The 24,748-nt window shown below is 54.2% G+C and carries 24 protein-coding genes; 1 reads left to right on the top strand and 23 read right to left on the bottom strand.

Annotated features, from left to right (window positions below; genetic code table 11):
* Positions 1 to 216: 216 nt before the first annotated feature.
* The 19 genes from cpoB to sdhC all read right to left on the bottom strand — a co-directional run bounded on the left by cpoB (position 217) and on the right by sdhC (position 19,529).
* The gene (cpoB, locus tag IAE30_RS11890; protein ID WP_200539390.1) at positions 217 to 1,020 is read right to left on the bottom strand and encodes a cell division protein CpoB; all 804 of its coding nucleotides are present in this window, start codon (positions 1,018 to 1,020) and stop codon (positions 217 to 219) included.
* Between the two features lie 9 nt (positions 1,021 to 1,029).
* The gene (pal, locus tag IAE30_RS11885) at positions 1,030 to 1,545 is read right to left on the bottom strand and encodes a peptidoglycan-associated lipoprotein Pal (protein ID WP_034829168.1); all 516 of its coding nucleotides are present in this window, start codon (positions 1,543 to 1,545) and stop codon (positions 1,030 to 1,032) included.
* A 64-nt stretch (positions 1,546 to 1,609) separates the two neighbouring features.
* On the bottom strand, positions 1,610 to 2,905 hold the full coding sequence (gene tolB / locus IAE30_RS11880) for a Tol-Pal system beta propeller repeat protein TolB (protein ID WP_038648180.1): 1,296 nt from the start codon (positions 2,903 to 2,905) through the stop codon (positions 1,610 to 1,612).
* A gap of 115 nt (positions 2,906 to 3,020) precedes the next feature.
* Positions 3,021 to 4,307 (bottom strand): cell envelope integrity protein TolA, encoded by a 1,287-nt coding sequence (gene tolA, locus IAE30_RS11875; RefSeq protein ID WP_200679755.1) that lies wholly within the window; start codon positions 4,305 to 4,307, stop codon positions 3,021 to 3,023.
* 25 nt (positions 4,308 to 4,332) lie between these two features.
* Entirely contained in the window at positions 4,333 to 4,761 is a 429-nt protein-coding gene (gene tolR, locus IAE30_RS11870; RefSeq protein WP_034829164.1) for a colicin uptake protein TolR, read from the bottom strand.
* 13 nt (positions 4,762 to 4,774) lie between these two features.
* Positions 4,775 to 5,461, bottom strand: a complete 687-nt coding sequence (gene tolQ / locus IAE30_RS11865) for a Tol-Pal system protein TolQ (protein WP_034829162.1) — start codon at positions 5,459 to 5,461, stop codon at positions 4,775 to 4,777.
* On the bottom strand, positions 5,458 to 5,880 hold the full coding sequence (ybgC, locus tag IAE30_RS11860; RefSeq protein ID WP_202404442.1) for a tol-pal system-associated acyl-CoA thioesterase: 423 nt from the start codon (positions 5,878 to 5,880) through the stop codon (positions 5,458 to 5,460). The genes tolQ and ybgC overlap by 4 nt, the downstream gene beginning before the upstream one ends.
* A 175-nt stretch (positions 5,881 to 6,055) precedes the next feature.
* Positions 6,056 to 6,349, bottom strand: coding sequence for a cyd operon protein YbgE (gene ybgE, locus IAE30_RS11855; RefSeq protein ID WP_045833524.1), 294 nt, complete (start codon positions 6,347 to 6,349; stop codon positions 6,056 to 6,058).
* The gene (gene cydX, locus IAE30_RS11850) at positions 6,349 to 6,462 is read right to left on the bottom strand and encodes a cytochrome bd-I oxidase subunit CydX (RefSeq protein ID WP_058962355.1); all 114 of its coding nucleotides are present in this window, start codon (positions 6,460 to 6,462) and stop codon (positions 6,349 to 6,351) included. Before cydX ends, ybgE begins: the two co-directional genes overlap by 1 nt.
* A 15-nt stretch (positions 6,463 to 6,477) precedes the next feature.
* The gene (cydB, locus tag IAE30_RS11845; protein WP_045816494.1) at positions 6,478 to 7,617 is read right to left on the bottom strand and encodes a cytochrome d ubiquinol oxidase subunit II; all 1,140 of its coding nucleotides are present in this window, start codon (positions 7,615 to 7,617) and stop codon (positions 6,478 to 6,480) included.
* Positions 7,618 to 7,628: 11 nt separating this feature from the next.
* Positions 7,629 to 9,200 carry a cytochrome ubiquinol oxidase subunit I gene (gene cydA, locus IAE30_RS11840; RefSeq protein ID WP_045816495.1) on the bottom strand — a complete coding sequence of 524 codons (1,572 nt, stop codon included), beginning with the start codon at positions 9,198 to 9,200 and terminating at the stop codon, positions 7,629 to 7,631.
* 703 nt (positions 9,201 to 9,903) lie between these two features.
* Complete coding sequence (sucD, locus tag IAE30_RS11835; protein ID WP_034829155.1) at positions 9,904 to 10,779, bottom strand: succinate--CoA ligase subunit alpha; 876 nt, start codon at positions 10,777 to 10,779, stop codon at positions 9,904 to 9,906.
* The gene (gene sucC, locus IAE30_RS11830) at positions 10,779 to 11,945 is read right to left on the bottom strand and encodes an ADP-forming succinate--CoA ligase subunit beta (protein ID WP_034829153.1); all 1,167 of its coding nucleotides are present in this window, start codon (positions 11,943 to 11,945) and stop codon (positions 10,779 to 10,781) included. The genes sucD and sucC overlap by 1 nt, the downstream gene beginning before the upstream one ends.
* A 61-nt stretch (positions 11,946 to 12,006) precedes the next feature.
* On the bottom strand, positions 12,007 to 13,227 hold the full coding sequence (gene odhB / locus IAE30_RS11825; RefSeq protein ID WP_038648204.1) for a 2-oxoglutarate dehydrogenase complex dihydrolipoyllysine-residue succinyltransferase: 1,221 nt from the start codon (positions 13,225 to 13,227) through the stop codon (positions 12,007 to 12,009).
* 15 nt (positions 13,228 to 13,242) lie between these two features.
* Entirely contained in the window at positions 13,243 to 16,050 is a 2,808-nt protein-coding gene (gene sucA, locus IAE30_RS11820) for a 2-oxoglutarate dehydrogenase E1 component (RefSeq protein WP_038648207.1), read from the bottom strand.
* Positions 16,051 to 16,258: 208 nt separating this feature from the next.
* Positions 16,259 to 16,975: a succinate dehydrogenase iron-sulfur subunit gene (locus IAE30_RS11815; protein ID WP_200539387.1), complete on the bottom strand. Its 717-nt coding sequence runs from the start codon at positions 16,973 to 16,975 to the stop codon at positions 16,259 to 16,261.
* Between the two features lie 14 nt (positions 16,976 to 16,989).
* Positions 16,990 to 18,756, bottom strand: coding sequence for a succinate dehydrogenase flavoprotein subunit (gene sdhA, locus IAE30_RS11810; RefSeq protein ID WP_034829148.1), 1,767 nt, complete (start codon positions 18,754 to 18,756; stop codon positions 16,990 to 16,992).
* The gene (gene sdhD, locus IAE30_RS11805; RefSeq protein ID WP_034829147.1) at positions 18,757 to 19,104 is read right to left on the bottom strand and encodes a succinate dehydrogenase membrane anchor subunit; all 348 of its coding nucleotides are present in this window, start codon (positions 19,102 to 19,104) and stop codon (positions 18,757 to 18,759) included. It lies immediately after the preceding gene.
* Complete coding sequence (gene sdhC / locus IAE30_RS11800) at positions 19,098 to 19,529, bottom strand: succinate dehydrogenase cytochrome b556 subunit (RefSeq protein ID WP_176505733.1); 432 nt, start codon at positions 19,527 to 19,529, stop codon at positions 19,098 to 19,100. The genes sdhD and sdhC overlap by 7 nt, the downstream gene beginning before the upstream one ends.
* A gap of 590 nt (positions 19,530 to 20,119) precedes the next feature.
* Here sdhC and IAE30_RS11795 point away from each other — a divergent pair.
* Complete coding sequence (locus IAE30_RS11795) at positions 20,120 to 21,403, top strand: citrate synthase (protein WP_200679753.1); 1,284 nt, start codon at positions 20,120 to 20,122, stop codon at positions 21,401 to 21,403.
* Positions 21,404 to 21,496: 93 nt separating this feature from the next.
* On the opposite strand, the gene nei is transcribed toward IAE30_RS11795, so the two are convergent.
* Genes nei through IAE30_RS11775 form a run of 4 tightly spaced genes read right to left on the bottom strand, consistent with a single transcriptional unit; the run spans position 21,497 to position 24,696 of the window.
* A complete protein-coding gene (nei, locus tag IAE30_RS11790; protein WP_038648213.1) occupies positions 21,497 to 22,285 on the bottom strand; it encodes an endonuclease VIII in 789 nt (262 codons plus the stop codon).
* Between the two features lie 11 nt (positions 22,286 to 22,296).
* The gene (pcp, locus tag IAE30_RS11785; RefSeq protein WP_038648216.1) at positions 22,297 to 22,944 is read right to left on the bottom strand and encodes a pyroglutamyl-peptidase I; all 648 of its coding nucleotides are present in this window, start codon (positions 22,942 to 22,944) and stop codon (positions 22,297 to 22,299) included.
* Between the two features lie 7 nt (positions 22,945 to 22,951).
* Positions 22,952 to 23,968: a DUF979 domain-containing protein gene (locus IAE30_RS11780; RefSeq protein WP_038648218.1), complete on the bottom strand. Its 1,017-nt coding sequence runs from the start codon at positions 23,966 to 23,968 to the stop codon at positions 22,952 to 22,954.
* Positions 23,968 to 24,696 carry a DUF969 domain-containing protein gene (locus tag IAE30_RS11775; RefSeq protein ID WP_038648224.1) on the bottom strand — a complete coding sequence of 243 codons (729 nt, stop codon included), beginning with the start codon at positions 24,694 to 24,696 and terminating at the stop codon, positions 23,968 to 23,970. Before IAE30_RS11775 ends, IAE30_RS11780 begins: the two co-directional genes overlap by 1 nt.
* Positions 24,697 to 24,748 lie beyond the last annotated feature (52 nt).

Genomic DNA, 24,748 nt, shown 5'->3' with positions numbered 1-24,748 from the left:
TGCGACCAATTGATTAAAAGTCAACTGCTCTACCAACTGAGCTAACGACCCATCTTCAGGCTGCCGGACGCTTTGTTAAACTGCCCGGGCAACGGCGGCATATATTACTGATTTAGCAGGAGGGCGCAACCCTTATTTGTCACCAAATCACTCAATTGCTTACCTTTCATGCTGCAAGACCAGAAATCATACGAAATCCGGTCTCTGCTGCACAAATTACATCCCAGCCAGACGCTTTTGCGCCAGCTTGGCAGACTCGCTGGTCGGGAATTGTTTGATCACTTGTTGATAGACCGCTTTGGCTTTCGCCGAATCGTTCTTCTCTTGCATGATCACACCAACCTTAAACAGCGCTTCCGGGGCTTTCGGCGATTTCGCGTAATTTTTTACCACAGTGGCAAAATAGTAAGCGGCATCATCTTTCTTGCCCTTGTTGTAATACAACTGACCGAGCCAGTAATTGGCATTGGGCTGATAGGTGGAGTCGGGATATTTCTTCACCCACGCCTGCAGGGCCGTGATGGCCTGATCGAACTGCTTCTTCTCAAGAATCAGCGCGACTGCTGCGTTGTAATCGGTATTCGCATCGCCGGTTTGTGCAGGGGCAGCGGTACTTCCACTGGCATTGCTACCACCTGCATCAGCGTTTCCCGCTGCTGCACCAGCCGCTGCGGCATCACCGCCACCACTCGCCTGTGCCCCCGCATTACCGCTGCTCAACGTATCAATCTGCTGATAGAGCTGCTTCTGGCGCTCAATCACCTGATTCAGTTGATAGCTGTTCTGCTGAATTTGGCCGCGCAGCGAATCGATATCGCTTTGGTTGTCACTCATCTGCTGCTGCAACTGCTGCAGAAGCTGAGCCTGGGCATTGGAGATACGTTCAAGATTGGTGACACGGTCTTCGACCGAGCCTGAGCCAACGCTACTGATTGACGCCTGGGCATTAGCGGCCCAGGGGGCCGCTACGCCAACCAGTAACGACAGACTCAATAGATGAAGTCTGAAGTTACTCATCATGTGATGCTCTTAGTAAACCAGTACGGCACGACGGTTTTTAGCGTAAGCCGCTTCGTCATGACCCAGTACAGCTGGTTTTTCTTTACCGTAAGATACGATAGACATCTGGTCAGCAGAAACGCCTTTACCCTGCAGGTACATTTTAACGGCGCTAGCACGACGTTCGCCCAGGGCGATGTTGTATTCTGGAGTACCGCGCTCATCCGCATGACCTTCGATGGTCACTTTGTAAGACGGGTTGCCACGCAGGAATGCTGCGTGCTGATCCAGCATCTGAGCGTAGTCAGAAGCCACGTCATATTTATCCAGACCGAAGTAAACGATGTTGTTCTGCTGCAGCTGCTGCATCTGCAGACGCGCTTGCTCATCAGAAGACATGTTACCGTTCTGGCCAGCACCGTAAGCGCCGTTGTCTGCGCCCATACCAGTCTGGTCGTTGTTGTTGTTTTTGTGCGAGCTACATGCAGCTACCGCGATTACCGGCAGAGCCAGCATCAAACCCTTCAGCACTTTGTTCAGTTGCATTTCTTTATCCTATTATTTTGTTTGCTATACATTGTCATCCCCCGCTATGCAGGGGATTCATGCATTACAGATACGGCGACCAGGCAGGGAATTTGACCTGTCCATCAGTTGCCGGAAGACGCGCTTTGAAACGCCCATCTGTTGAAACCAACTGCAACACGGAACCCATCCCCTGAGTAGAGCTATAGATTACCATCGTGCCGTTAGGCGCCAGACTTGGCGTCTCATCCAGGAACGTGTCCGTTATTGTTTGAACGGCTCCCGTTACCAGATCCTGTTTGGCGACATGCTGAGCGCCACCGGCGCTGCTGATCATCACCATGGTTTTGCCGTCAGTTGACACATCCGCATCCTGGTTCTGAGAACCTTCCCAGGTAATACGTTGTGGCGCACCGCCGTTGATACCCACTTTATAAATCTGAGGCGCACCTGCCTGATCCGAGGTATAGGCCAGTGTCTGGCTATCCGGGAACCAGGTCGGTTCGGTGCTGTTGTAGCGACCGTCGGTCACCTGACGCGTCTGACCTGAGGCCAGATCCATCACGTACAAGTTCAGACTGCCAGTTTTAGACAGCGCGAACGCCAGTTTCGATCCATCCGGCGAGAATGCCGGAGCACCGTTGTGGCGCGGGTAAGAAGCAACCTGACGAATGGCACCGTTTGACAACGTTTGTACCACTAACGCCGACTTACCGCTTTCAAAGGTCACGTAGGCCACTTTGCTGCCGTCTGGAGACCAGGCCGGTGACATCAGTGGCTCTGGTGAACGGTGCACGGTGAACTGGTTGTAACCATCGTAGTCAGATACGCGCAATTCATACGGGAACTGGCCGCCGTTGGTTTGCACCACATACGCGATACGCGTGCGGAATGCGCCTTTGATACCGGTCAGCTTCTCAAACACTTCATCACTGGCGGTGTGGCCTGCATAACGCAGCCATTGCTTGGTGACTTTGTAAGAGTTCTGCGCCAGCACCGTGCCCGGTGCACCGCCGGTGTCCACCAGCTGGTAAGCGATCTGGTAGCTACCATCCGGGTTCGGCGTGACCTGACCCACGACAACCGCATCAATACCCAATGCGCTCCAGGCAGCAGGTTGCACTTCCTGCGCGCTGGTCGGCTGCTGCGGCAGACGTGAGCGATCCAGCGGGTTGAATTTACCGCTGTTGCGCAAGTCAGCCGCCACGATGCCGCCAATGTCTTCTGGCGCCGCGCCTGGGCCTGCCCATTTGAACGGCACCACACCAATTGGGCGTGCGGTGTTCACGCCCTGCGTAATTTCAATGCGCACTTCTGCGTGCAGCATGGCTGCCCACAGCAGTACAAAAAAACCTAAGGTTACACGAAGTGCCTGCTTCATCTTTTCTCCCTTATCTGAACCTGAGTCCACGATAATTCGCACAGTTCCTGAAAAACACGAGTGTTCATAAATTACGGCAAGCTAACCTTAGTTCAACCTGCCGTGGGTTACTGCATTATTCCGGTTTGAAACGCATTGGGGCGTTTTTAAACACTTCATACACTGCTTGCGATGGTGGCTTAGGAATACGAGCCTGCTTCGCTGCGGTGATTGCAGCCTGGCACAATGCCGGGTCGCCACCTTCTGCTGTCACGTCAATCAACAAGCCGTCTGGTGCCAGCTTAATACGCAGATTACACTCTTTACCCTTAAAGGTATCCGCATCATAGAAGCGACTTTGAATCGCGCCAACGACCTGGCCCATATAAGAGTTAATCTCTGCGCCTGACGCACCCGCTTTCTTCTGATTCCCCTGCCCTGCCGCACCGCCAGAAGCCGTGCCACTTTTCGGTGCATTCTTACCGGACGAGAGTCCACCTAACAGGTTATTAACGTCACTTTCATTCTTCGCAGCTTCAGAAGCGGCTTTCTTTTTAGCATCTGCGGCTGCTTTCGCTTTGGCTGCTGCATCAGCTTTCGCTTTCGCGGCAGCATCCGCTTTAGCTTTCGCATCGGCAGCCGCTTTCTCTTTCGCTGCCTCAGCGGCTTTTTCTTTTGCGTCTGCGGCAGCTTGCTCTTTAGCCTCTTTGGCTTCCTGAGCAGCTTTTGCCTTAGCATCAGCTGCAGCCTGCGCTTTAGCCTCGGCGGCAGCTTGCGCTTTCGCTTCGGCGGCGGCTTTGGCTTGCTCTACCGCTTTCTCTTTCGCCGCTTCAGCAGCCGCTGCTTTGGCCTGTTCGTCCGCTTTCTTCTTTGCGTCCGCTGCTGCCTTCTTCGCCTCTTCTACCGCTTTCGCTTTGGCATCTGCCGCCGCTTTCGCCTGCGCATCTGCTTCGGCTTTGGCGTCAGCCTTGGCCTTTGCGGCAGCTGCTTCTGCAGCTTTCTGCTGATCCTGCGCCTGTTTCGCTGCTGCTTCAGCGGCTTTCTGCTGCTCAGCCTGCTGTTTCGCCTGCTCTTTGGCTTCCTGCTGCGCCTGCAAACGCTCTTTTTCCAGCTCTTTCAGACGCTGCTGCTCAGCAGCTTGCTTCTGCTGTAACTCTTCCGCCTGCTGCTGTGATTGTTTCTGGCGCTGCTGTTCAGCACGTTGGCTGTCGCGTTGCTGATTCTGCTGGCGATTGTACTGTTCAACCACCGCGCCGGAATCGACCATCACGGCATCAATGTCACTGCCGCCGCCACCGCCGCTGGATTCGATCTTTTCGTTAAACGAGCTCCAGATCAGCAGGGCGATCAGCACGATGTGCAGAATCACCGAAATGATTATCGCGCGTTTTAACTTGTCGTTCTGCTCGGTTACCTTCGACACTCTCGGATCCCAAAAACGGTTCGCTTTAAATCGGCTGTGTCATCAAACCGACAGATTTCACGCCTGCCTGATGTAACAGGTTCAACGCCTTGATGATTTCGTCGTAAGGCACGTCTTTCGCTCCACCAATCAGGAACACCGTCTTTGGATTGGCTTCAATGCGACGCTGTGCTTCACTCACCACCTGTTCCGGCGGCAGCTGCGTCATACGATCGTGATCCACCACCAGGCTGTATTGCCCGACGCCAGCCACTTCAACAATGACCGGAGGATTATCATCCGTTGAGACCGTTTTCGAGTCGGTCGCATCAGGCAGATCCACTTCCACGCTCTGCGTAATAATCGGCGCGGTTGCCATAAAGATGAGCAGCAACACCAACAGCACGTCCAGCAGTGGAACTATGTTGATTTCCGACTTAAGGTCGCGGCGCCCGCGACCACGGGTTCTGGCCATCGTTAACCTCGACTTACTTCGTGTTGTCGGTGGAGAAAGCCTGACGATGCAGGATAGCCGTGAACTCTTCCATAAAGTTGTCGTAGCCCTGTTCCAGCTTATTGACACGCTGGTTCAGACGGTTATACGCCATAACGGCAGGAATGGCCGCGAACAAACCGATTGCCGTGGCGATCAACGCTTCGGCAATACCCGGCGCAACCATCTGCAACGTCGCCTGCTTCACCGCGCCAAGCGCGATAAAGGCGTGCATAATCCCCCACACCGTTCCGAACAGACCGATATACGGGCTGATAGAACCGACGGTGCCAAGGAAAGGAATGTGGTTTTCCAGCGCTTCCAGCTCACGGTTCATGGAGATGCGCATCGCACGGCTAGCGCCCTCTACCACCGCTTCGGGTGCGTGGTTGTTTGCACGATGCAAACGGGCGAACTCTTTGAAGCCCGAATAGAAAATTTGCTCAGAACCGCCCAGTTCATCGCGGCGCCCCTGGCTTTCCTGATACAGGCGCGATAATTCGATACCTGACCAGAACTTATCTTCAAAGGCTTCGGCTTCGCGACCCGCTGCATTCAGGATGCGCGTGCGCTGAATAATGATCGCCCATGAGGCAATAGAAAAGCCGATCAAAATCAACATGATAAGTTTGACCAGAAGGCTCGCCTTCAGGAACAAATCAAGAACATTCATGTCAGTCACTGCTTGAACTCCGCGACAATAGACTTGGGAAGCGCAATCGGCTTCATTAGATGTGGGTTGATGCAGGCAATCAGGACTTCTGCTTCATTCAGCACCTTGCCTTCTGCATTCACGATACGCTGCGAGAACGTCATGGTTGCGCGCGTCATGGCAGTCACTTCACTCTGGATATCCAGAAGATCGTCAAGACGTGCTGCGGCAACAAAGTCTATCGTCATGCGTCGTACCACAAACGCCACCTGTTCTTCTAACAGGGCTTGTTGATTGAAATGGTGCTGGCGCAACATCTCGGTACGTGCTCGTTCATAGAAAGCAAGATAACTGGCGTGGTAAACCACACCACCGGCGTCGGTGTCTTCGTAATAGACCCGAACCGGCCAGCGAAACAGCGTTGTACTCACTCTACATCCCGGTCTCATTTTAAACGTTGCTACTATACGCAAGTGAGATCGGCTTGGGAATGGTCCGCCAGAGCCAGGAGAAAATAATTATCACACGTTAACAACTGGAAGGAATTTCAGGATATTTCTTGACCAGGCACTGACATAAACTCACGTCAGCGCCCGAATAAAGCGGATAAAAAGCATCGGGGACTCAATGATAGAACCAATAGATTCCCAGAATCAGTACGATCATTGCGGGCAACGGTGAAAACACGGCTCGCCAGCGCGTTTGCAATGGACGGAAGCCCGTACCATGAATCACCCCAGTGCACACCGCCCAAATCATCAATAATCCATGCCAGATGGCTAAGTCGCTCGTGCGGGCGGCAAAGCGTGACGGTTGCCAGATAACACAGCCCGCCAGCCACAGCGCCAGTATCAGCGAAAGGGCCCGTAACGGGCCCTTGTCCATCAGACGATACAGCGTCTGAATCAGTGTGCGCATCAGTGTTGTTTATCCTTTGCGCCACTCTCTTCTGCTTGCTCAATCGCCAGCGCCGTGATCACGCCAAACGCACAGGCCAGCAAAGTGCCAAGAATCCAGGCAAAATACCACATGCTCAATCTCCTTAATCAGTACAGGGAGTGCGTATTGCTCTCAATGTGTTCTTTGGTGATACGGCCAAACATCTTGTAATAACACCACGCGGTATAGGCGAGGATAATCGGGACAAAGATGATGGCGGCGAAGGTCATCACTTTCAGCGTCAGCAGGCTTGAGGTGGCATCCCACATGGTCAGGCTAATGCCCGGCACGGTGCTGGAAGGCATAATGAACGGGAACATCGCGATGCCTGCGGTCATGATGACGCATGCCAGCGTCAATGAAGAAAAGACAAACGCCCAGGCGCCCTTCTCCATGCGCGAACAGAGCACTGTCAGCAGCGGCAGCACCACGCCAAGCAGCGGGAACAGCCACAAAATTGGGGTCTGCTCAAAGTTCACCATCCACGCACCGGCTTCACGCACCACTTCTTTACCTAGCGGGTTGGATGCAGCGTGATGATCGATGACGCTTTTCACCACATAGCCATCAATACCGTATTTCACCCACACACCGGCTAATACGAAGCACACCATCATCACCAGCGCACTAATTTGCGCAGTGCCGCGCGCACGCAGATGCAGTTCGCCGTTGGTGCGCATCTGCAGATAGGTCGCCCCTTGCGTCAGGATCATCGCGACGCTGATCACCCCCGCCAGCAAACCAAACGGGTTCAGCAGCTGGAAGAAGTTACCGGTGTAGAACAGGCGCAGATACTCATCCGCATGGAAAGGTACCCCCTGCAACAGGTTGCCGAAGGCCACGCCAATCACCAGCGGTGGAACGAAGCTGCCGATGAAAATGCCCCAGTCCCAGGTGTTACGCCAGCGCATGTCCTCAATCTTCGAACGGTAGTCAAAACCTACCGGGCGGAAGAACAGCGAAGCCAGCACCAGAATCATCGCAACATAAAAACCGGAGAACGCTGCGGCATACACCATTGGCCAGGCGGCAAACAGCGCGCCACCAGCGGTGATCAGCCACACCTGGTTGCCGTCCCAGTGCGGGGCGATGCTGTTAATCATGATGCGGCGTTCGGTATCGGTACGGCCGAGAATGCGAGTGAGCATACCCACGCCCATATCGAAACCGTCGGTGACCGCAAAGCCAATCAGCAGCACGCCAATCAGCAGCCACCAGACAAAGCGCAATACTTCATAATCAAACATGGTTGCTCTCCTTATCCACGCACGGGCTGAGCAGCCGCTTTCACGGTCTCATGATGGTAGCGACCTGTTTTCAGGCTGCTAGGACCCAGACGGGCGAACTTGAACATCAGATACATTTCCGCCACCAGGAAAAGGGTGTAAAGACCGCAAATCAAAATCATCGAGAACAGCAGATCGCCGACGGTCAGTGATGAGTTCGCCACCGCAGTCGGTAGGACTTCACCAATTGCCCACGGCTGACGACCATACTCAGCGACAAACCAACCTGACTCGATGGCGATCCACGGCAGCGGAATACCGTACAGCGCCGCTTTGAGCAACCAGCGGCTCTTGCCGATGCGGTTACGAATCACACTCAGGAATGAGAGCGCGATAATGCCGAGCAGCAGCACGCCACACAGCACCATGATGCGGAAGGCGAAATAGAGCGGAGCCACACGTGGAATCGAATCCTGCGTGGCCTTCTGAATCTGCGCTTCGGTCGCATTAGCGACATCCGGGGTATAGCGCTTCAGCAGCAAGCCATAACCGAGATCCTGTTTGCTGGCTTCGAACTGGCTACGCACCGTCGGATCTTTGCTCCCCGCGCGCAGTTCATTCAGCAACGCGTAGGCTTTCATGCCGTTACGGATGCGCACTTCATGTTGCGACAGCAGATCTTTCAGACCGGTAACCGGCGTATCCACCGATCGGGTCGCAATCAACCCGAGCAAATACGGGATTTGAATGGCGTACTTGTTCTCCTGCGAATCCTGATCGGGAATACCAAACAGAGTGAAGGCCGCAGGTGCAGGCTGCGTTTCCCACTCAGCTTCAATTGCTGCGAGTTTGGTTTTCTGTACGTCACCCATTTCATAACCGGATTCATCACCCAGCACGATCACGGACAGGATCGCCGCCATGCCAAAGCTGGCTGCAATACCGAATGAGCGCTTAGCGAAAGCCACATCACGGCCTTTCAGCAGATACCAGGCACTGATACCCAGCACGAACATCGCGCCAGCGGTGTACCCTGCCGCCACGGTGTGAACAAATTTCACCTGCGCAACCGGGTTGAGCACCAGCTCGGAGAAGCTCACCATCTCCATGCGCATGGTTTCGAAATTGAATTCAGAGGCGATCGGGTTTTGCATCCAGCCGTTTGCCACCAGAATCCACAGTGCGGACATGTTAGAACCGAGCGCCACCAGCCAGGTCACTGCCAGGTGCTGGACTTTGCCGAGGCGATCCCAACCGAAGAAGAACAGACCAACAAAGGTGGATTCAAGGAAGAACGCCATCAAGCCTTCAATGGCGAGCGGCGCACCAAAGATATCGCCGACGTAGTGGGAGTAATATGACCAGTTGGTCCCGAACTGAAACTCCATGGTGAGACCGGTTGCGACACCCAGTGCAAAGTTGATACCGAACAACTTGCCCCAGAACTTGGTCATATCTTTATAAATTTGCTTACCCGTCAGGACATATACGGTTTCCATGATCGCCAACAAAAACGCCATACCCAGCGTTAAAGGGACGAACAGGAAATGGTACATCGCCGTCAGGGCAAACTGTAAACGCGACAGCTCGACAATATCTAACATGATGACTCCTTGCTCCTCGCATGAATTTACTCTGCGGCTGACAACGGTAAACAACGAACATTGACGTGCAGAATAAGATCCAGGAACGACTGATTATTGATTCCAGTTTTATTACTGACAGAACAGAGAAATCTGTAGCCCGAAATGAGTGAGTAACAGTGTTGAAAATTTCCCGAAAAACCGATCGCTTCAATCTGTTTCGAGCGGGAGTGTGATGCAAGGAGGCGACAGAATTGCGCTAACAACGCCTGGCTCAAACTCCTGAAAATTCGCGGAAAAGACTGAATTGATGCAGCGCAATTTATACCGTTTGTCGTGCGTGATGCCAGCAGTAAAGTTTGTTATATCTCACGCTTTATTGATCTGGATTAAGACAATATTTTTTCAGATATGTAGTGTTAGCGTTGTTGTTAATTAGTTGTCATATACGCGTGATGCAATTAAGGAAATAATTACTTCTCCCGTATTTTTTTAACGTTAATACCGGATGCTAAGGTTTAATTTCTCATGTGAAATCACGCACATTTTCCTATCTTTACCTTACCAACTTAGTAAGCATAGCGGCAGATTTTATCTCCGTTACGGTTTTTCCCTGCTTTTTGTGTCACTCTGCACAGGGCGTTGTTGCCACTGGCTTCCCCTGCCCTTTCAGGCATAAAAAAAGCCACCCGAAGGTGGCTTAATGCGCATCACAAGTGACGGCTTATTTGATTGGCAGAACCGCTTTAACGGCGTCGCCGATGTCAGCCAGGCTGCGTACGGTTTTCACACCGGCCGCTTCCAGTGCTGCGAATTTCTCGTCAGCGGTGCCTTTACCACCGGCAATGATGGCGCCTGCGTGGCCCATACGCTTGCCTTTCGGTGCAGTCACACCTGCGATGTAACCAACAACTGGCTTGGTCACGTGCTCTTTGATGAAGGCTGCGGCTTCTTCTTCAGCGCTACCACCGATCTCACCGATCATCACGATCACTTCGGTCTGTGGATCATCCTGGAACATTTTCAGGATATCGATGAAGTTGGAACCTGGGATCGGGTCACCACCGATGCCTACGCAGGTTGACTGGCCGTAGCCGATGTCAGTGGTCTGCTTAACGGCTTCATAAGTCAGGGTGCCTGAACGGGATACGATACCGACACGGCCTGGCTGGTGAATGTGGCCCGGCATGATACCGATCTTACATTCGCCTGGGGTGATCACGCCTGGGCAGTTCGGGCCGATCATGCGCACGCCAGCTTCATCCAGTTTCACTTTCACGGTCAGCATATCCAGCGTTGGGATACCTTCGGTGATGGTGATGATCAGTTTGATGCCTGCGTCGATGGCTTCCAGGATACCGTCTTTGCAGAACGGTGCTGGAACGTAGATCACGGTAGCAGTTGCGCCCGTGGCTTCTACTGCTTCACGCACGGTGTTGAACACTGGCAGACCCAGATGCGTGGTGCCGCCTTTGCCTGGCGTGACACCGCCAACCAGCTGCGTACCATAGGCCAAAGCCTGCTCAGAGTGGAAAGTCCCCTGGCCACCGGTGAAACCCTGGCAAATGACTTTGGTGTTTTTGTCGATAAGAATGGACATTATTTACCCTCCGCGGCAGCAACAACACGCTGCGCAGCGTCTGTCAGGCTGGTTGCTGCAATGATGTTCAGACCGCTGTCGGCCAGTTTCTTCGCGCCCAGCTCGGCGTTGTTACCTTCCAGACGTACCACTACTGGCACGTTCACACCCACTTCTGCAACTGCACCGATGATGCCGTCTGCGATCAGGTCGCAACGCACGATGCCGCCGAAGATGTTAACGAATACAGCTTTAACGGCATCGTCAGACAGGATGATTTTGAAGGCTTCGGTTACGCGCTCTTTGGTCGCGCCGCCGCCGACATCGAGGAAGTTAGCAGGCTGGCCACCGTGGTGTTTCACGATGTCCATGGTACCCATTGCCAGACCAGCACCGTTTACCATACAGCCGATGTTGCCATCCAGCGCAACGTAGTTCAGTTCCCACTGTGTCGCGTGTGCTTCACGTGGATCTTCCTGGCTTGGATCGCGCATTTCACGCAGCTCAGGCTGACGGAACAGGGCGTTACCGTCGGCGCCCAGCTTGCCATCGAGGCAGATCAGATCGCCCTGCTTGGTGATCACCAGCGGGTTGATCTCAACCATTGCCAGGTCGCGCTCCAGGAACATGGTCGCCAGGCCCATGAAGATTTTGGTGAACTGGCTGACTTGCTTACCGGACAGACCCAGCTTGAACGCCAGTTCACGGCCTTGATAAGGCTGAGGACCGGCCAGCGGATCCAGCGCCATTTTGTGGATCAGGTGCGGGGTTTCTTCCGCCACTTTCTCGATTTCCACGCCGCCTTCAGTTGAAGCCATGAAGATCACGCGACGGGTAGCACGGTCAACCACCGCACCCAGATACAGTTCCTGGTCGATGTCAGTCGCTGCTTCAACCAGAATCTGGTTTACCGGCTGACCATCAGCATCAGTTTGGTAGGTCACCAGACGCTTGCCCAACCAATGCTCAGCAAATGCACGGATATCTTCCTTGCTGTTCACCACTTTCACGCCACCCGCTTTACCGCGGCCACCGGCATGTACCTGACATTTTACTACCCACGGACCTGCGCCAATTTTAGAGGCGGCTTCTTCTGCTTCACGTGGCGTAGCGCAGGCGTAACCAGTTGGAGCTGGCATGCCATAGCGAGCAAACAACTGCTTCGCCTGGTATTCATGTAAGTTCATGATGTTCTATCCATTCAGATATGAGTTTGGGCGCACCGTTGTGCGATGCGCCCGGCGAAAATTAGACGTCCAGCAGCAGACGTGCCGGATCTTCCAGCATCTCTTTCACCGCGACCAGATAGCCAACGGATTCACGACCATCGATCAGACGGTGGTCGTAAGAGAGAGCCAGATACATCATTGGCAGGATGACAACCTGACCATTGACCGCCATCGGGCGCTCTTTGATTGCGTGCATGCCCAGAATCGCGCTCTGCGGTGGGTTGATGATCGGGGTAGACATCAGGGAACCGAACACGCCACCGTTGGTGATGGTGAAGTTACCGCCGGTCAGCTCGTCAACCGTCAGCTTACCGTCACGGCCTTTCACCGCCAGTTCTTTAATTTTCTTCTCGATGTCAGCCATGCTCAGAGCATCGACATCTTTCAGCACTGGGGTTACCAGGCCACGCGGCGTAGAAACCGCGATGCTGACGTCGAAGTAGTTGTGGTAAACCACATCTTCGCCATCGATAGAAGCGTTCACTTCCGGATAGCGTTTCAGCGCTTCAACCACGGCTTTGATGTAGAAGGACATGAAGCCCAGACGCACACCGTGACGTTTCTCGAACGCGTCGCCGTACTGCTTACGCAGATCCATGATCGGCTTCATGTTGATTTCGTTGAAGGTGGTCAGCATCGCGGTGCTGTTTTTCGCTTCCAGCAGACGCTCAGCCACACGCTTACGCAGACGCGTCATTGGTACGCGTTTTTCGCTGCGGTTAGCCACAGCAGCCTGTGGTGCCGCGGCCGCTGCTGCAGGCGCCGCTTTCGCGCCGTCGGCTTTCTTCGCAACATGCTTCTCAACATCTTCACGCGTCAGACGACCACCCACACCGGTGCCTTTGATCTGGCTGGCGTCGAGGTTGTTTTCAGCGATCAGGCGACGAACCGCTGGGCTCAGCGCATCGTTGCTCTCATCTTCCAGAGACGCGGTTTTACGCTGTTCTGGTGTCGCTTCTTTCGTTTCTACTTTCGCAGAAGTCTCTTTACCACCGCTGTTGCCTTCCACCAGGCGGCCTAACAGCTGGCGCGAGAGCACCGTTGCGCCTTCGTCTTCCAGAATCGCTTCCAGTACACCGTCTGCTGAAGCAGGCACTTCAAGCACAACTTTGTCCGTTTCAATCTCAACCAGTACTTCATCGCGACTGACCGCATCGCCGGGTTTTTTGTGCCAGGTTGCAACCGTTGCGTCCGCTACAGATTCAGGCAAATCGGGAACCAGAATTTCTACGCTACTCATTTTCTTTCCTTTTAATTAACCAAGGTTCAGCGCGTCGTTAACCAGGTCTTGCTGCTGTTGTTGATGTACGGACATGTAGCCCACGGCTGGTGAAGCAGAAGCCGGACGACCTGCGTAACGCAGTGACGCACCGAATGGAACCACTTCGCGGAAATGATGCTGACTGCAATACCATGCGCCCTGGTTCAGCGGCTCTTCCTGACACCAGACGAAATCCTGCACATGCGCATAATTTTTCAGAACGTCCTGCACCACTTTGTGCGGGAACGGATAGAGCTGTTCGATACGCACGATGGCGACATCGGTCTGCTCATTCTTGCGACGCTGTTCCAGCAGATCGTAATAAACCTTACCAGAACACATCACCACGCGTTTCACTTGCTTAGGATCCAGATCGTCAATCTCGCCAATCGCCGGTTGGAAGCTGCCATTGGCCAGTTCTTCCAGGCTGGAGACCGCCAGCGGATGGCGCAGCAGCGATTTCGGTGACATTACGATCAGCGGACGGCGCATACCACGCAGCGCTTGACGGCGCAGCATGTGATAAACCTGTGCTGGCGTTGACGGCACGCACACCTGCATGTTCTGTTCAGCACAGAGTTGCAGATAACGCTCCAGACGCGCAGAGGAGTGCTCTGGGCCCTGGCCTTCATAACCGTGTGGCAGCAGCATGACCAGGCCACACATACGGCCCCACTTCTGCTCGCCAGAGCTGATGAACTGGTCGATGACCACCTGAGCACCGTTGGCGAAGTCGCCGAACTGCGCTTCCCAAATGGTCAGCACGCGCGGTTCTGCGGTGGCATAGCCATATTCAAAGGCCAGTACCGCTTCTTCTGACAGCACGGAATCCCAGACCTTGAACTGACCCTGGCCGTTATGGACATGGTGCAGCGGGGTGTAGGTTGAGCCGTTGGTTTGGTTGTGGATCACTGCATGGCGGTGGAAGAAGGTACCGCGGCCGGAGTCTTCACCTGACAGACGGACTGGAATGCCTTCATCAACCAGCGTGGCGTACGCCAGGTTTTCCGCGCCGCCCCAGTCAAATGGCTTGTTGCCTTCCGCCATCTCTTTACGGTCGTTGTAAATCTTCGCCACGCGCGACTGCACTTCTACCGCTTCCGGTACGCTGCTGATGCGGCGCGCCAGCTCTTGCAGGCGTTTGTACTCAACCGTGGCAGGATAGTTTTCATCCCACTCGTGGTTCAGGTACGGCGACCAGGTGAAGGAGTGCAGGCTCATCGGACGCCATTCTGGCACCACGCATTCGCCTTCATCCAACGCATCACGGTAGAGATTGACCAGTTCGGTCGCATCTTCTAACGTCGCCACACCTTCGCTTTCCAGCTGATCGGCGTAGATCTTACGTGGCGTTGGGTGTTTCTTGATTTTCTGGTACATCAGCGGCTGGGTTGCACTTGGCTCATCCGCTTCGTTATGGCCGTGACGGCGGTAGCACACCAGATCGATAAACACGTCGCGTTTAAAGGTGTTGCGATAATCCAGCGCCAGGCGAGTCACGAAGGCCACCGCTTCTGGATCGTCCGCATTCACGTGGAAGATTGGCGCCAGAACCATTTTGCCGATGTCGGTGCAGTAAGGCGTTGAACGCGCATCTTTCGGGTTCGAGGTGGTGAAACCGACCTGGTTGTTAATCACGATGCGAACGGTACCGCCCACTTCGTAACCACGCGCCGCAGACATGTTCAGGGTTTCCTGCACCACGCCCTGGCCGATCACCGCCGCATCACCGTGGATGGTGATCGGCAGAACTTTGTTGCTGCTTGGCTCAGCCAGACGATCCAGACGTGCACGCACCGAACCCATGACCACTGGGCTAACGATTTCGAGGTGTGACGGGTTGAACGCCAGCGCCAGGTGCACTAAACCACCTTCGGTTTCAACGTCAGACGAGAAGCCCATGTGATACTTCACGTCACCGGTGCCGAGGTGCTCTTTGTGTTTGCCGGAGAACTCGTCAAACAGATCCTGTGGCTTTTTACCCAGTACGTTGATCAGGACGTTGAGACGACCACGGTGCGCCATCCCGAGAACCACTTCACGCGTACCGCTTTTGCCTGCATGGCGAATCATTTCGCGCAGCATCGGCACCAGTGCATCACCGCCTTCCAGTGAGAAGCGTTTTGCACCCGGGAATTTCGCGCCGAGGTATTTTTCCAGACCTTCAGCCGCAGTCAGCTCTTTCAGGAAACCTTTTTTCTCGTCGCTGCTGAATGACGCATGGCCGACCACCGATTCCAGACGCTGCTGAATCCAGCGTTTCTCATCGGTGTTGTTGATGTGCATGTACTCTGCACCAATCGAGCCACAATAGGTCTGCTGCAGCGCCGCGAACAGATCAGCCAGCTTCATGGTCTCTTTGCCAATAGCAAAGGAACCTACGTTAAAGCTTTCCTGAAAATCGGCGTCGGTGAGATCGTGATAAGAAGGTTCGAGATCCGCAACCCGATCCTGTTTCCACAGGCCGAGCGGATCGAGGTTAGCGTGCTGATGGCCGCGGAAGCGGAACGCATTGATCAGCTGCAGCACTTTAACCTGTTTGGAATTGGTGGCCGGATCGGTGACTGAGGATGTGTAGCGGGTCGCATCTTTTGCCAGGCGGCGGAAGTAATCACGCGTGGTGGAGTGAAACTGCTCAGGTTTCACGCCAGTGCCGGGCAGCTGTTGGAACAGCTCGCGCCACATTTCATCAACTGAGTCAGGATCGGTCAGGAAATCCTCATAGAGTTGCTCTATGTAGGATTGGTTCGCGCCGGCCAGCCAGGAGGAGTCCAGCCAGGGTTTCATCGCGCTGTTCTGCATTGTGATCCCTTAAGCATTAATCTGCTTTTTATGAGGTTTCATTTGTTGCCGCTTTCGCGGCTTGCCGTAGTGAGTTCAGCGATACGAACCTGTGCGCAACCGGCGCCTGGCCCGTAAGGGAACCTTTATAAGCGTGGTCAGTACCGCGCTTATAGAGGCTTCCGTAAACTGCCGGGAACCTAAGTTCCCGGACAGTGACTTCAGTGTGTTACGCCCCGCGTTGCAGCAGCATCGACTTAATATGGCCGATAGCGCGCGTCGGGTTTAGTCCTTTCGGGCACACGCTCACACAGTTCATGATGCTGTGACAGCGGAATACACTGAAAGCATCGTTCAGATTGTCCAGACGCGCATCGGTGTCGGTATCGCGGCTGTCGATCAGGAAACGGTAAGCGGCTAACAAACCTGCCGGACCGATGAACTTATCCGGGTTCCACCAGAACGATGGGCACGAGGTCGAGCAGCAAGCGCACAGAATACACTCGTACAATCCATCCAGGTGCTCACGGTCTGCCGGGGTCTGCAGATGCTCGCGTGCTGGCGGATTTTCCCCATTATTCAACAGGAAAGGCTTAATCTTCTCATACTGCGTATAGAATTGTCCCATATCAACTACGAGGTCGCGGATCACCGGCAAACCAGGCAGTGGACGGATAACAATTTTCTTGGTGCCATTACCCAGCGCGGAGACTGGCGTGATGCAGGCCAGACCGTTTTTGCCGTTCATGTTGAGGCCGTCAGAACCGCACACGCCTTCACGGCATGAGCGACGGAAGGCCAACGTAGGGTCCTTCTCTTTCAGACGAATCAACGCGTCCAGCAACATCATGTCGCGACCGTCTTCTGACTCCAGCGTGTATTCCTGCATACGCGGTTTGTCATCGACTTCCGGGTTGTAACGATAGATAGAAAATTCGAGTCTCATGATGATCTCCGCAATTAGTAGGTACGCGCTTTCGGCGGGAAGGCCGCACGCAGTTTCGGTTGCATGTTCACCTCACGGCGCGTCATGCTTTCCGTTTGCGGAACATAGAGGCTGTGACACAGCCAGTTTGCATCATCACGTTCCGGGTAGTCGAAGCGGCTGTGTGCGCCACGGCTTTCGGTACGGAAGTTTGCGGCGACCGCAGTGGCGTACGCGGTTTCCATCAGGTTATCCAGCTCAAGGCACTCAATACGCTGGGTATTGAAATCTGGCGAACGGTCATCAAGACGCGCTGACTTCAGGCGTTCACGAATCACTTTCAGCTCTTCCAGACCTTCACGCATCGCATCACCTTCGCGGAATACCGAGAAGTTGTTCTGCATGCAACGCTGCAGCGCTTTACGGATTTCAACCGGATCTTCACCCGTGGTGTTGTTTTCCCAGCGGTTGAAGCGCGCCATGGCGGCATCGATGTTTTCCTGCGTGGCTTCACGCAGTTCACCCTGCTCTTCCAGACACTCCAGCAGGTGTACACCCGCCGCACGGCCAAATACCACCAGGTCCAGCAGCGAGTTACCACCGAGACGGTTGGCACCGTGTACTGATACGCAGGCAATTTCGCCTACCGCGAACAAGCCCGGAATCACTTCGTCTTCGCCCTGCTCATTCACGCGCAGCGCCTGACCGGTCACTTTGGTTGGCACGCCGCCCATCATGTAGTGGCAGGTTGGGATAACCGGAATCGGTTCTTTAATCGGGTCAACGTGGGCAAAAGTACGAGACAGCTCAAGGATACCCGGCAGACGCGATTCCAAAACTTCTGCGCCCAGATGGTCGAGTTTCAGCTTGATATGCGGGCCCCACGGACCATCGCAACCACGGCCTTCACGAATCTCCACCATCATGGAACGGGCTACCACGTCGCGACCCGCCAGGTCTTTGGCGTTTGGCGCATAACGTTCCATGAAGCGTTCGCCGTGTTTGTTCAGCAGGTAGCCACCTTCACCACGGCAACCTTCAGTGACCAGCACACCCGCACCGGCGATACCGGTTGGGTGGAACTGCCACATTTCCATATCCTGCACCGGCACACCGGCACGCAGTGCCATACCTACGCCGTCACCGGTGTTGATATGAGCGTTAGTGGTGGACTGGTAAATACGGCCTGCACCACCGGTCGCCAGAATGGTGGCTTTGGCTTTGAAGTAGACGGTTTCACCGGTTTCCATGCAGATGGCGGTACAACCGACAATCGCACCGTCTTCGTTTTTCACAAGGTCTAGCGCATACCATTCTGAGAAGATGGTGGTTTTGTTTTTCAGGTTCTGCTGATACAGGGTATGCAGCAGTGCGTGGCCAGTACGGTCGGCTGCTGCAGCGGTACGCGCCGCCTGCTCACCACCGAAGTTCTTCGACTGACCACCAAACGGACGCTGATACACGCGGCCGTCATCAAGACGTGAGAAAGGCAGCCCCATGTGCTCCAGTTCCAGAATCGCTTCTGGACCGACGTGACACATATATTCGATCGCGTCCTGGTCACCGATGTAGTCGGAGCCCTTAACGGTATCGTACATGTGCCATTCCCAGTTATCTTCATGGGTGTTACCCAGCGCAACGGTAATACCGCCCTGCGCCGATACGGTATGAGAACGGGTTGGGAAAACTTTGGATAACAGGGCACAAGTCTGGCCCGATTGGGAGATTTGCAGAGCCGCGCGCATTCCCGCGCCACCCGCGCCGATCACCACGGCATCAAATTCTCTGACTGGCAAACTCATTTACACACCCCACACAACAACGATTCCATAAATGGCATACGACAACAGCGCGACCACAATCACAAACTGCAGCAGCAAGCGGGTTGCCACTGGTTTAACGTAGTCGGTCAGGACCTGCCACATGCCAATCCAGCCGTGGATCAGAATCGAGAACAGCGTCAGTATCGTAAACACTTTAGTGAAGGCAGAGGCGAAGAAGCCGTGCCAGGCGTCATACGTCAGGGTGCCGGTCATCACCACAAAACCGAGAAGGTAGATGATGTAGAGCGTCATTAAGATTGCAGCAGCACGCAGTAACAGCCAGTCATGAATACCGTTGCGTCCTAATGCAGAAGCATTGCTTACCATACGAGGACTCCAGCCAAAATTGAGAGCACGACAGTGATACCAAAAGCCGCCTGCGCGGAACGGGTTCCCACCTGCAGGGTTTCTTCCATAAAACCAAAATCAGCCAGCATGTGACGAATGCCGCCCACGACGTGATACGCCAGCGCAGTCAGGATGCCCCACATAATGAATTTGGCGAAGAAGCTATCCATGATGGATGCCGCTTGCTGGAAGCCTTCAGGAGAAGAGAGAGAGAGACCCAGTAACCAGAGCAGTATTCCGAGAGCGACAAAGGTGATCACGCCGGAGACGCGGTGGAGAATGGACGATATTGCAGTAACGGGAAACCGGATCGTCGAGAGATCCAAGTTAACAGGTCTTTGTTTTTTCACGGTTTTGCCCACACAGCTCTTTTTTATTTTGCTTCCTCCGGACCTGAGTCGCATCAGAGCACAGCGCGTGTTCAGACTGCAACCGCCACCAAAAAAGCAACATCCAGTGTTAAGTGAAGCGAAAAAAACGCTGGGTGGCTCCTGGTGTCAGGGTATTCCGGAGACCTGGCGGCAGTATAGGAGGATCACATTCTGATTACAATTCCCCTACAATCTCTTTGGTCACATTTAGGCTGAACAGTGATCCGACTCACGAATTTCACAATTCATACATTTTTAATTATCTGATTTGACAAAAGATCAACATTTCAGTTACAAACAAACGCATTAAAGCCCTATGATGCACAAAAGTTATGGGGATACACTTTCCCCTAAGCTCAAGTTATGTAACATTGCCTTTACGAGCAACACAAAGCATCAGGTTATTGGTTACCAAGAAGTTATGTCGTGACAGGATCTTTAACATCCGCGCTGTTCAGCATGTCATGCCCGAACGCCACCGACTGGCCCTAATACATCTCCCTGTAACCCTGCACGACAAACGTTACCGCAGAGTGATACTGTGAAGATTGTGGTTTTATACAACATGAAGGCTATTCTGGTGTCTAAGATCCTTACCTACTAAGGCGCTATGGAGACGAAAAATGACAGATAAAAAAGTGACGCTAACCCTACAAGATAATGCTTCCGTTGAACTGGATGTGATGCAAGGTACGCTGGGACAAGACGTTGTTGATGTCCGCACACTTGGCAATCATGGCCTGTTCACTTTCGATCCCGGTTTCACCTCTACTGCGTCATGCGAATCTAAAATCACTTTTATTGATGGTGATGAAGGCATTCTGTTACATCGCGGCTTCCCGATTTCCGAACTGGCAACCCACTCCAACTACCTCGAAGTGTGTTACATCCTGCTGAATGGCGAAGCCCCGACCCAAGCCCAGTTTGAAGAGTTCCGCACCACCGTTATCCGCCACACCATGATCCACGAGCAAATCACCCGACTGTTCCATGGCTTCCGCCGCGATTCGCATCCGATGGCGGTCATGTGTGGTGTCACTGGCGCCCTGGCGGCGTTCTATCACGATTCATTAGACGTCAATATTGAGCGTCACCGTGAAATCGCTGCCTTCCGCCTGCTGTCCAAAATGCCGACCATGGCAGCGATGTGCTACAAATATTCGATTGGCCAGCCGTTCGTTTACCCACGTAACGACCTGTCCTACGCAGGCAACTTCCTGCATATGATGTTCGCTACTCCGTGCGAAGAGTACAAAGTGAACCCGGTGCTGGAACGCGCCATGGACCGTATTCTGATTCTGCATGCTGACCATGAGCAGAACGCCTCTACCTCAACCGTGCGTACCGCCGGTTCTTCTGGTGCAAACCCATTTGCCTGTATCGCTGCGGGTATCGCTTCGCTGTGGGGACCGGCACACGGTGGCGCCAACGAAGCTACCCTGCGTATGCTGGAAGAGATCAGCACTGTTGAGCACATCCCGGAATTCGTACGTCGCGCGAAAGACAAAAACGATTCGTTCCGCCTGATGGGCTTCGGTCACCGTGTTTACAAAAACTATGACCCGCGTGCCACCGTGATGCGTGAAACCTGTCACGAAGTGCTGAATGAGCTGGGTATGAAAGATGACCTGCTGGAAGTGGCGATGGAGTTGGAACATATCGCCCTGAACGACCCGTACTTCATCGAGCGTAAACTCTATCCAAACGTCGATTTCTACTCTGGCATTATTCTGAAAGCGATGGGCATTCCTTCGTCTATGTTCACCGTGATCTTCGCGATGGCGCGTACCGTAGGCTGGATTGCACACTGGAAAGAGATGCACGACGAAGGCATGAAGATTGCGCGTCCACGTCAGCTGTACACCGGTTACACCGAGCGTCCATTTACCTCGGCGCTGAAAAAGTAATCCACAGCTAAATGAGTGTGAAAGAAAGGCTGCCATTTCATTGAGATGGCAGCTTTTTTATTGATCGTATTTTGTTTCACACACCCTTGCGCGTCAAAACTGACATCCCGGGCACCAGTAAAATGGTCGCGACGATAGCGTACCCTTCTCAATCAGCGTGCCGCAGCGCCGACATGTCTTGCCCTGGCGATGAAACACCTCAAAGCGAAACGCCGCATCGGCATGGTATTTCTTCATACTGCCGCGCATCTGATACGACAAACGTGGCACCGCCAGCATCGCCTCACTTAATGCATTGAGCTGTATCTCAGTGAGATCCTGCGCCCGATGCGACGCCAGCAATCCGGCATGCCATAAAATCTCCACGCGCAAATAATTACCCAATCCCGCCAGAAAGGCCTGATCGAGTAACAGCCCGCTGAACTGACGGCGACGAAAACGCGGCGATAGCAACCGCTCTCGCACCGCTTCCACCGATAATGTGGCATCCAGTACATCGGGACCAACACGCTGTAAAAAAGGGTGTGCGCCAAGGGTATCCGCATTGAGCAGTTCGATATCCGAAGCGCTGTACAGCAGGATGGTTTGATCGGCATTGGATAAACGCACACGTAGCTGCCGCGAAGTGTTGGGTTCAGTACCGGTCGGTACAACCCGCCACACGCCGTACAGTTGGTTATGGCTATAGAGAGTTAAGCCATTCGAAAAATGCGTCAGCAGTGCTTTGCCACGTGTTTCAAAAGCCGTAATGGTTTCACCCATTAATGCCGGTTCATAGGTTTTCAGCTCAGGGAAGGCAAACCACACATCAGTGAGTGGCTTGCCTTCCATCGCCGCTGCCAGTTGATCCGCCGCACGGCGGATCTCCGGTCCTTCAGGCATAACTTCTCCTGTTAATGCGTCGCTCCACCGACCACGCGGATGTCATTTTCAGTGCTCAACATCACCTGCAACGAGGTTTCCAGCGCCAGGATCACGCTGGCCGTCGCCATACTGGCGACGCCGGGATGATTCACCGCCTGTTCCGGCATATAGGGGATATGAATAAAGCCACCGCGTGCCTGGCTGTTGGTGGTCTTCAGCCAGTGCAGCAGGCTGTACATCACGTTGTTACAGGTGAAGGTTCCTGCGGTTTGGGATACCGAGGCCGGCACACCAACCTCACGCAGGGCTGCGACCATCGCCTTGATCGGTAATGTAGAGAAATAGGCTGCAGGGCCATCCGCAACGATCGGTTGATCGATGGGCTGCTGATTATCGTTGTCGGGAATACGCGCATCATCCACGTTGATCGCCACACGTTCGACGGTGATATCAACACGCCCACCGGCCTGGCCCACGCACAATACGCGGTCAGGTTGGATCTCATCCAGCGCTTGCGTTAGTACCTTTCCGCAGGTGGCAAACACCACGGGTAGCTGGCGCACCACAATTCGGGCTCCGGCAATCACTTTACCGTCAAAACTGCGCACCGCTTCCCATGAAGGGTTAATGGTTTCGCCACCGAACGGCTCAAACGCCGTCATCAATACCGTTTTCATTACGACCTCACAAGAACATCAGGAAGTAGAGCAGGAATACGTTTACCACCAACAGTAGCACACCGGTTGGCACCTGAGCCTTGATCACCCCGTTTCGATCCGGCAACTCCAGTAAACGCGCGGGTACGATGTTGAAGTTCGCCGCCATCGGCGTCATCAAGGTGCCACAATAGCCAGAGAACATGCCAATTGCCGCCATTACCGCCGGATTGCCGCCGTGTTGCAGCACCAGAATAGGAATCCCAATGCCAGCCGTCACTATCGGGAAGGCAGCAAACGCATTACCCATCACCATGGTCAGCAGTGCCATGCCAATCGCGTAGACCGCGACCGCAATCAGACGATTGTCCACTGCCAGATACTGTTCAGTCAGATGTGAAATCGCGGTGCCAACGCCCGCGCTGGTGAACAACAGACCGAGCGTGGCAAGGATTTGCGGCAGAATAAATGCCCAACCCACCGCATCCAGCAGTCGGCGGGTTTCCTGCATCGACTGCAGCGGTTTTTCATGGGTGATTTGCAGCGCGATGATCCAGCCCAGTACGCAGCCGACCATCATCGAGAACAGGGTCACCAGCGTTGAATGATTACCCGGGCCAAACACGGCATACTGCAAACCCGGGATGTTGTTAAACGCCAGCACGCCAATCACCGTCACCACCGGAATCGCCAGCGCGGGCAGAAACAGCTTATTGCGCAGACGCTGCGCACTTTCGCGCTTCTGCTGATCGCTGCGCTGATGGTAGCTGCCGAGACGCACGCCGCCGAAGCCGGCAATTAACGCCATCAACACCACGGCAACACCCACGCCAATGTGCAGCATGCGTTTACCGGCGACAGCATCGCCCGCCCATTGCCCCATCAGTTGATAGGCACCCTCACCAATCAGGAACATCAGGCCATACAGCGCCCAGAATAAACCGGTCGTAAATCGTCTTGGGTTAGCCGCATCGCGCCAGGAGAGAACGGCGACCACCAGCAGGATCACCCCTGCCAGCCACATCAGATATTGTTGCTGAAACATTATTTCCCGCCTTTGGCGTGCAACGCCTGCTGATTGATAGCACCCAATTCACGCGCCAGTTGGCGGTCAAGGCGCACCAGTCGCGCCGAATGGATCAGGAAAGCGCAGAGTGCGGTGGGAATACCCCACAAAGCGATATGCAGCGGCTCGGTGCTGATGCCTGCCGACTCCTGCATAAAGTTGTGCATGAAGATAATCGCGCCGAATGCGACAAAGATATCTTCACCAAAGAACAGCCCGACGTTATCGGTGGCTGCCGACATGGCGCGCAAGCGATGGCGCACTTCATCGGGCACTTCACCATAGCGGTTTTCCGTGGCGCCTTCTGCCATCGGTGCCAGCAGTGGACGCACCATCTGCGGATGACCTCCGAGGCTGGTTAAACCCAGTGCGGCGGTGATTTCACGCACGAACAGATAGACAATCAGCAAACGGCCCGCCGTCGCGGTTTTGATCTGCGCGATCCAGCTTTGTGCGCGCTCCTTCAAACCGTGGCGCTCCAGCAAACCGATCACGGCCAGCGGCAGCAGCAAAATCAGCGGCAGGTTGCGGGTATTCAGGAAGCCGGAACCAAGTTTCTCCAGAATATCGGCCAGCGGCAGATGCGCAGCCAGGCCGGTAACAAAACCGGCAACAATTACCACCAGCACCGGGTTAAAGCGCAACACAAACCCCAGTACGATGGTGGCAATGCCGAGTAACGGCCAGAGATTGACCACGTTATCCATTTATTTCCCCTTCATCTGAAAATAAAAAGCCCGACAGCGTGCCGGGCGAGTT

The sequence above is a fragment of the Pantoea sp. S61 genome (assembly GCF_016625145.1).
In the GTDB taxonomy this organism is placed as follows: domain Bacteria; phylum Pseudomonadota; class Gammaproteobacteria; order Enterobacterales; family Enterobacteriaceae; genus Pantoea; species Pantoea rwandensis_B.
The sequence above is the reverse complement of the archived record's forward strand: the minus strand, read 5'-3'. Positions and strand labels throughout refer to the sequence as shown.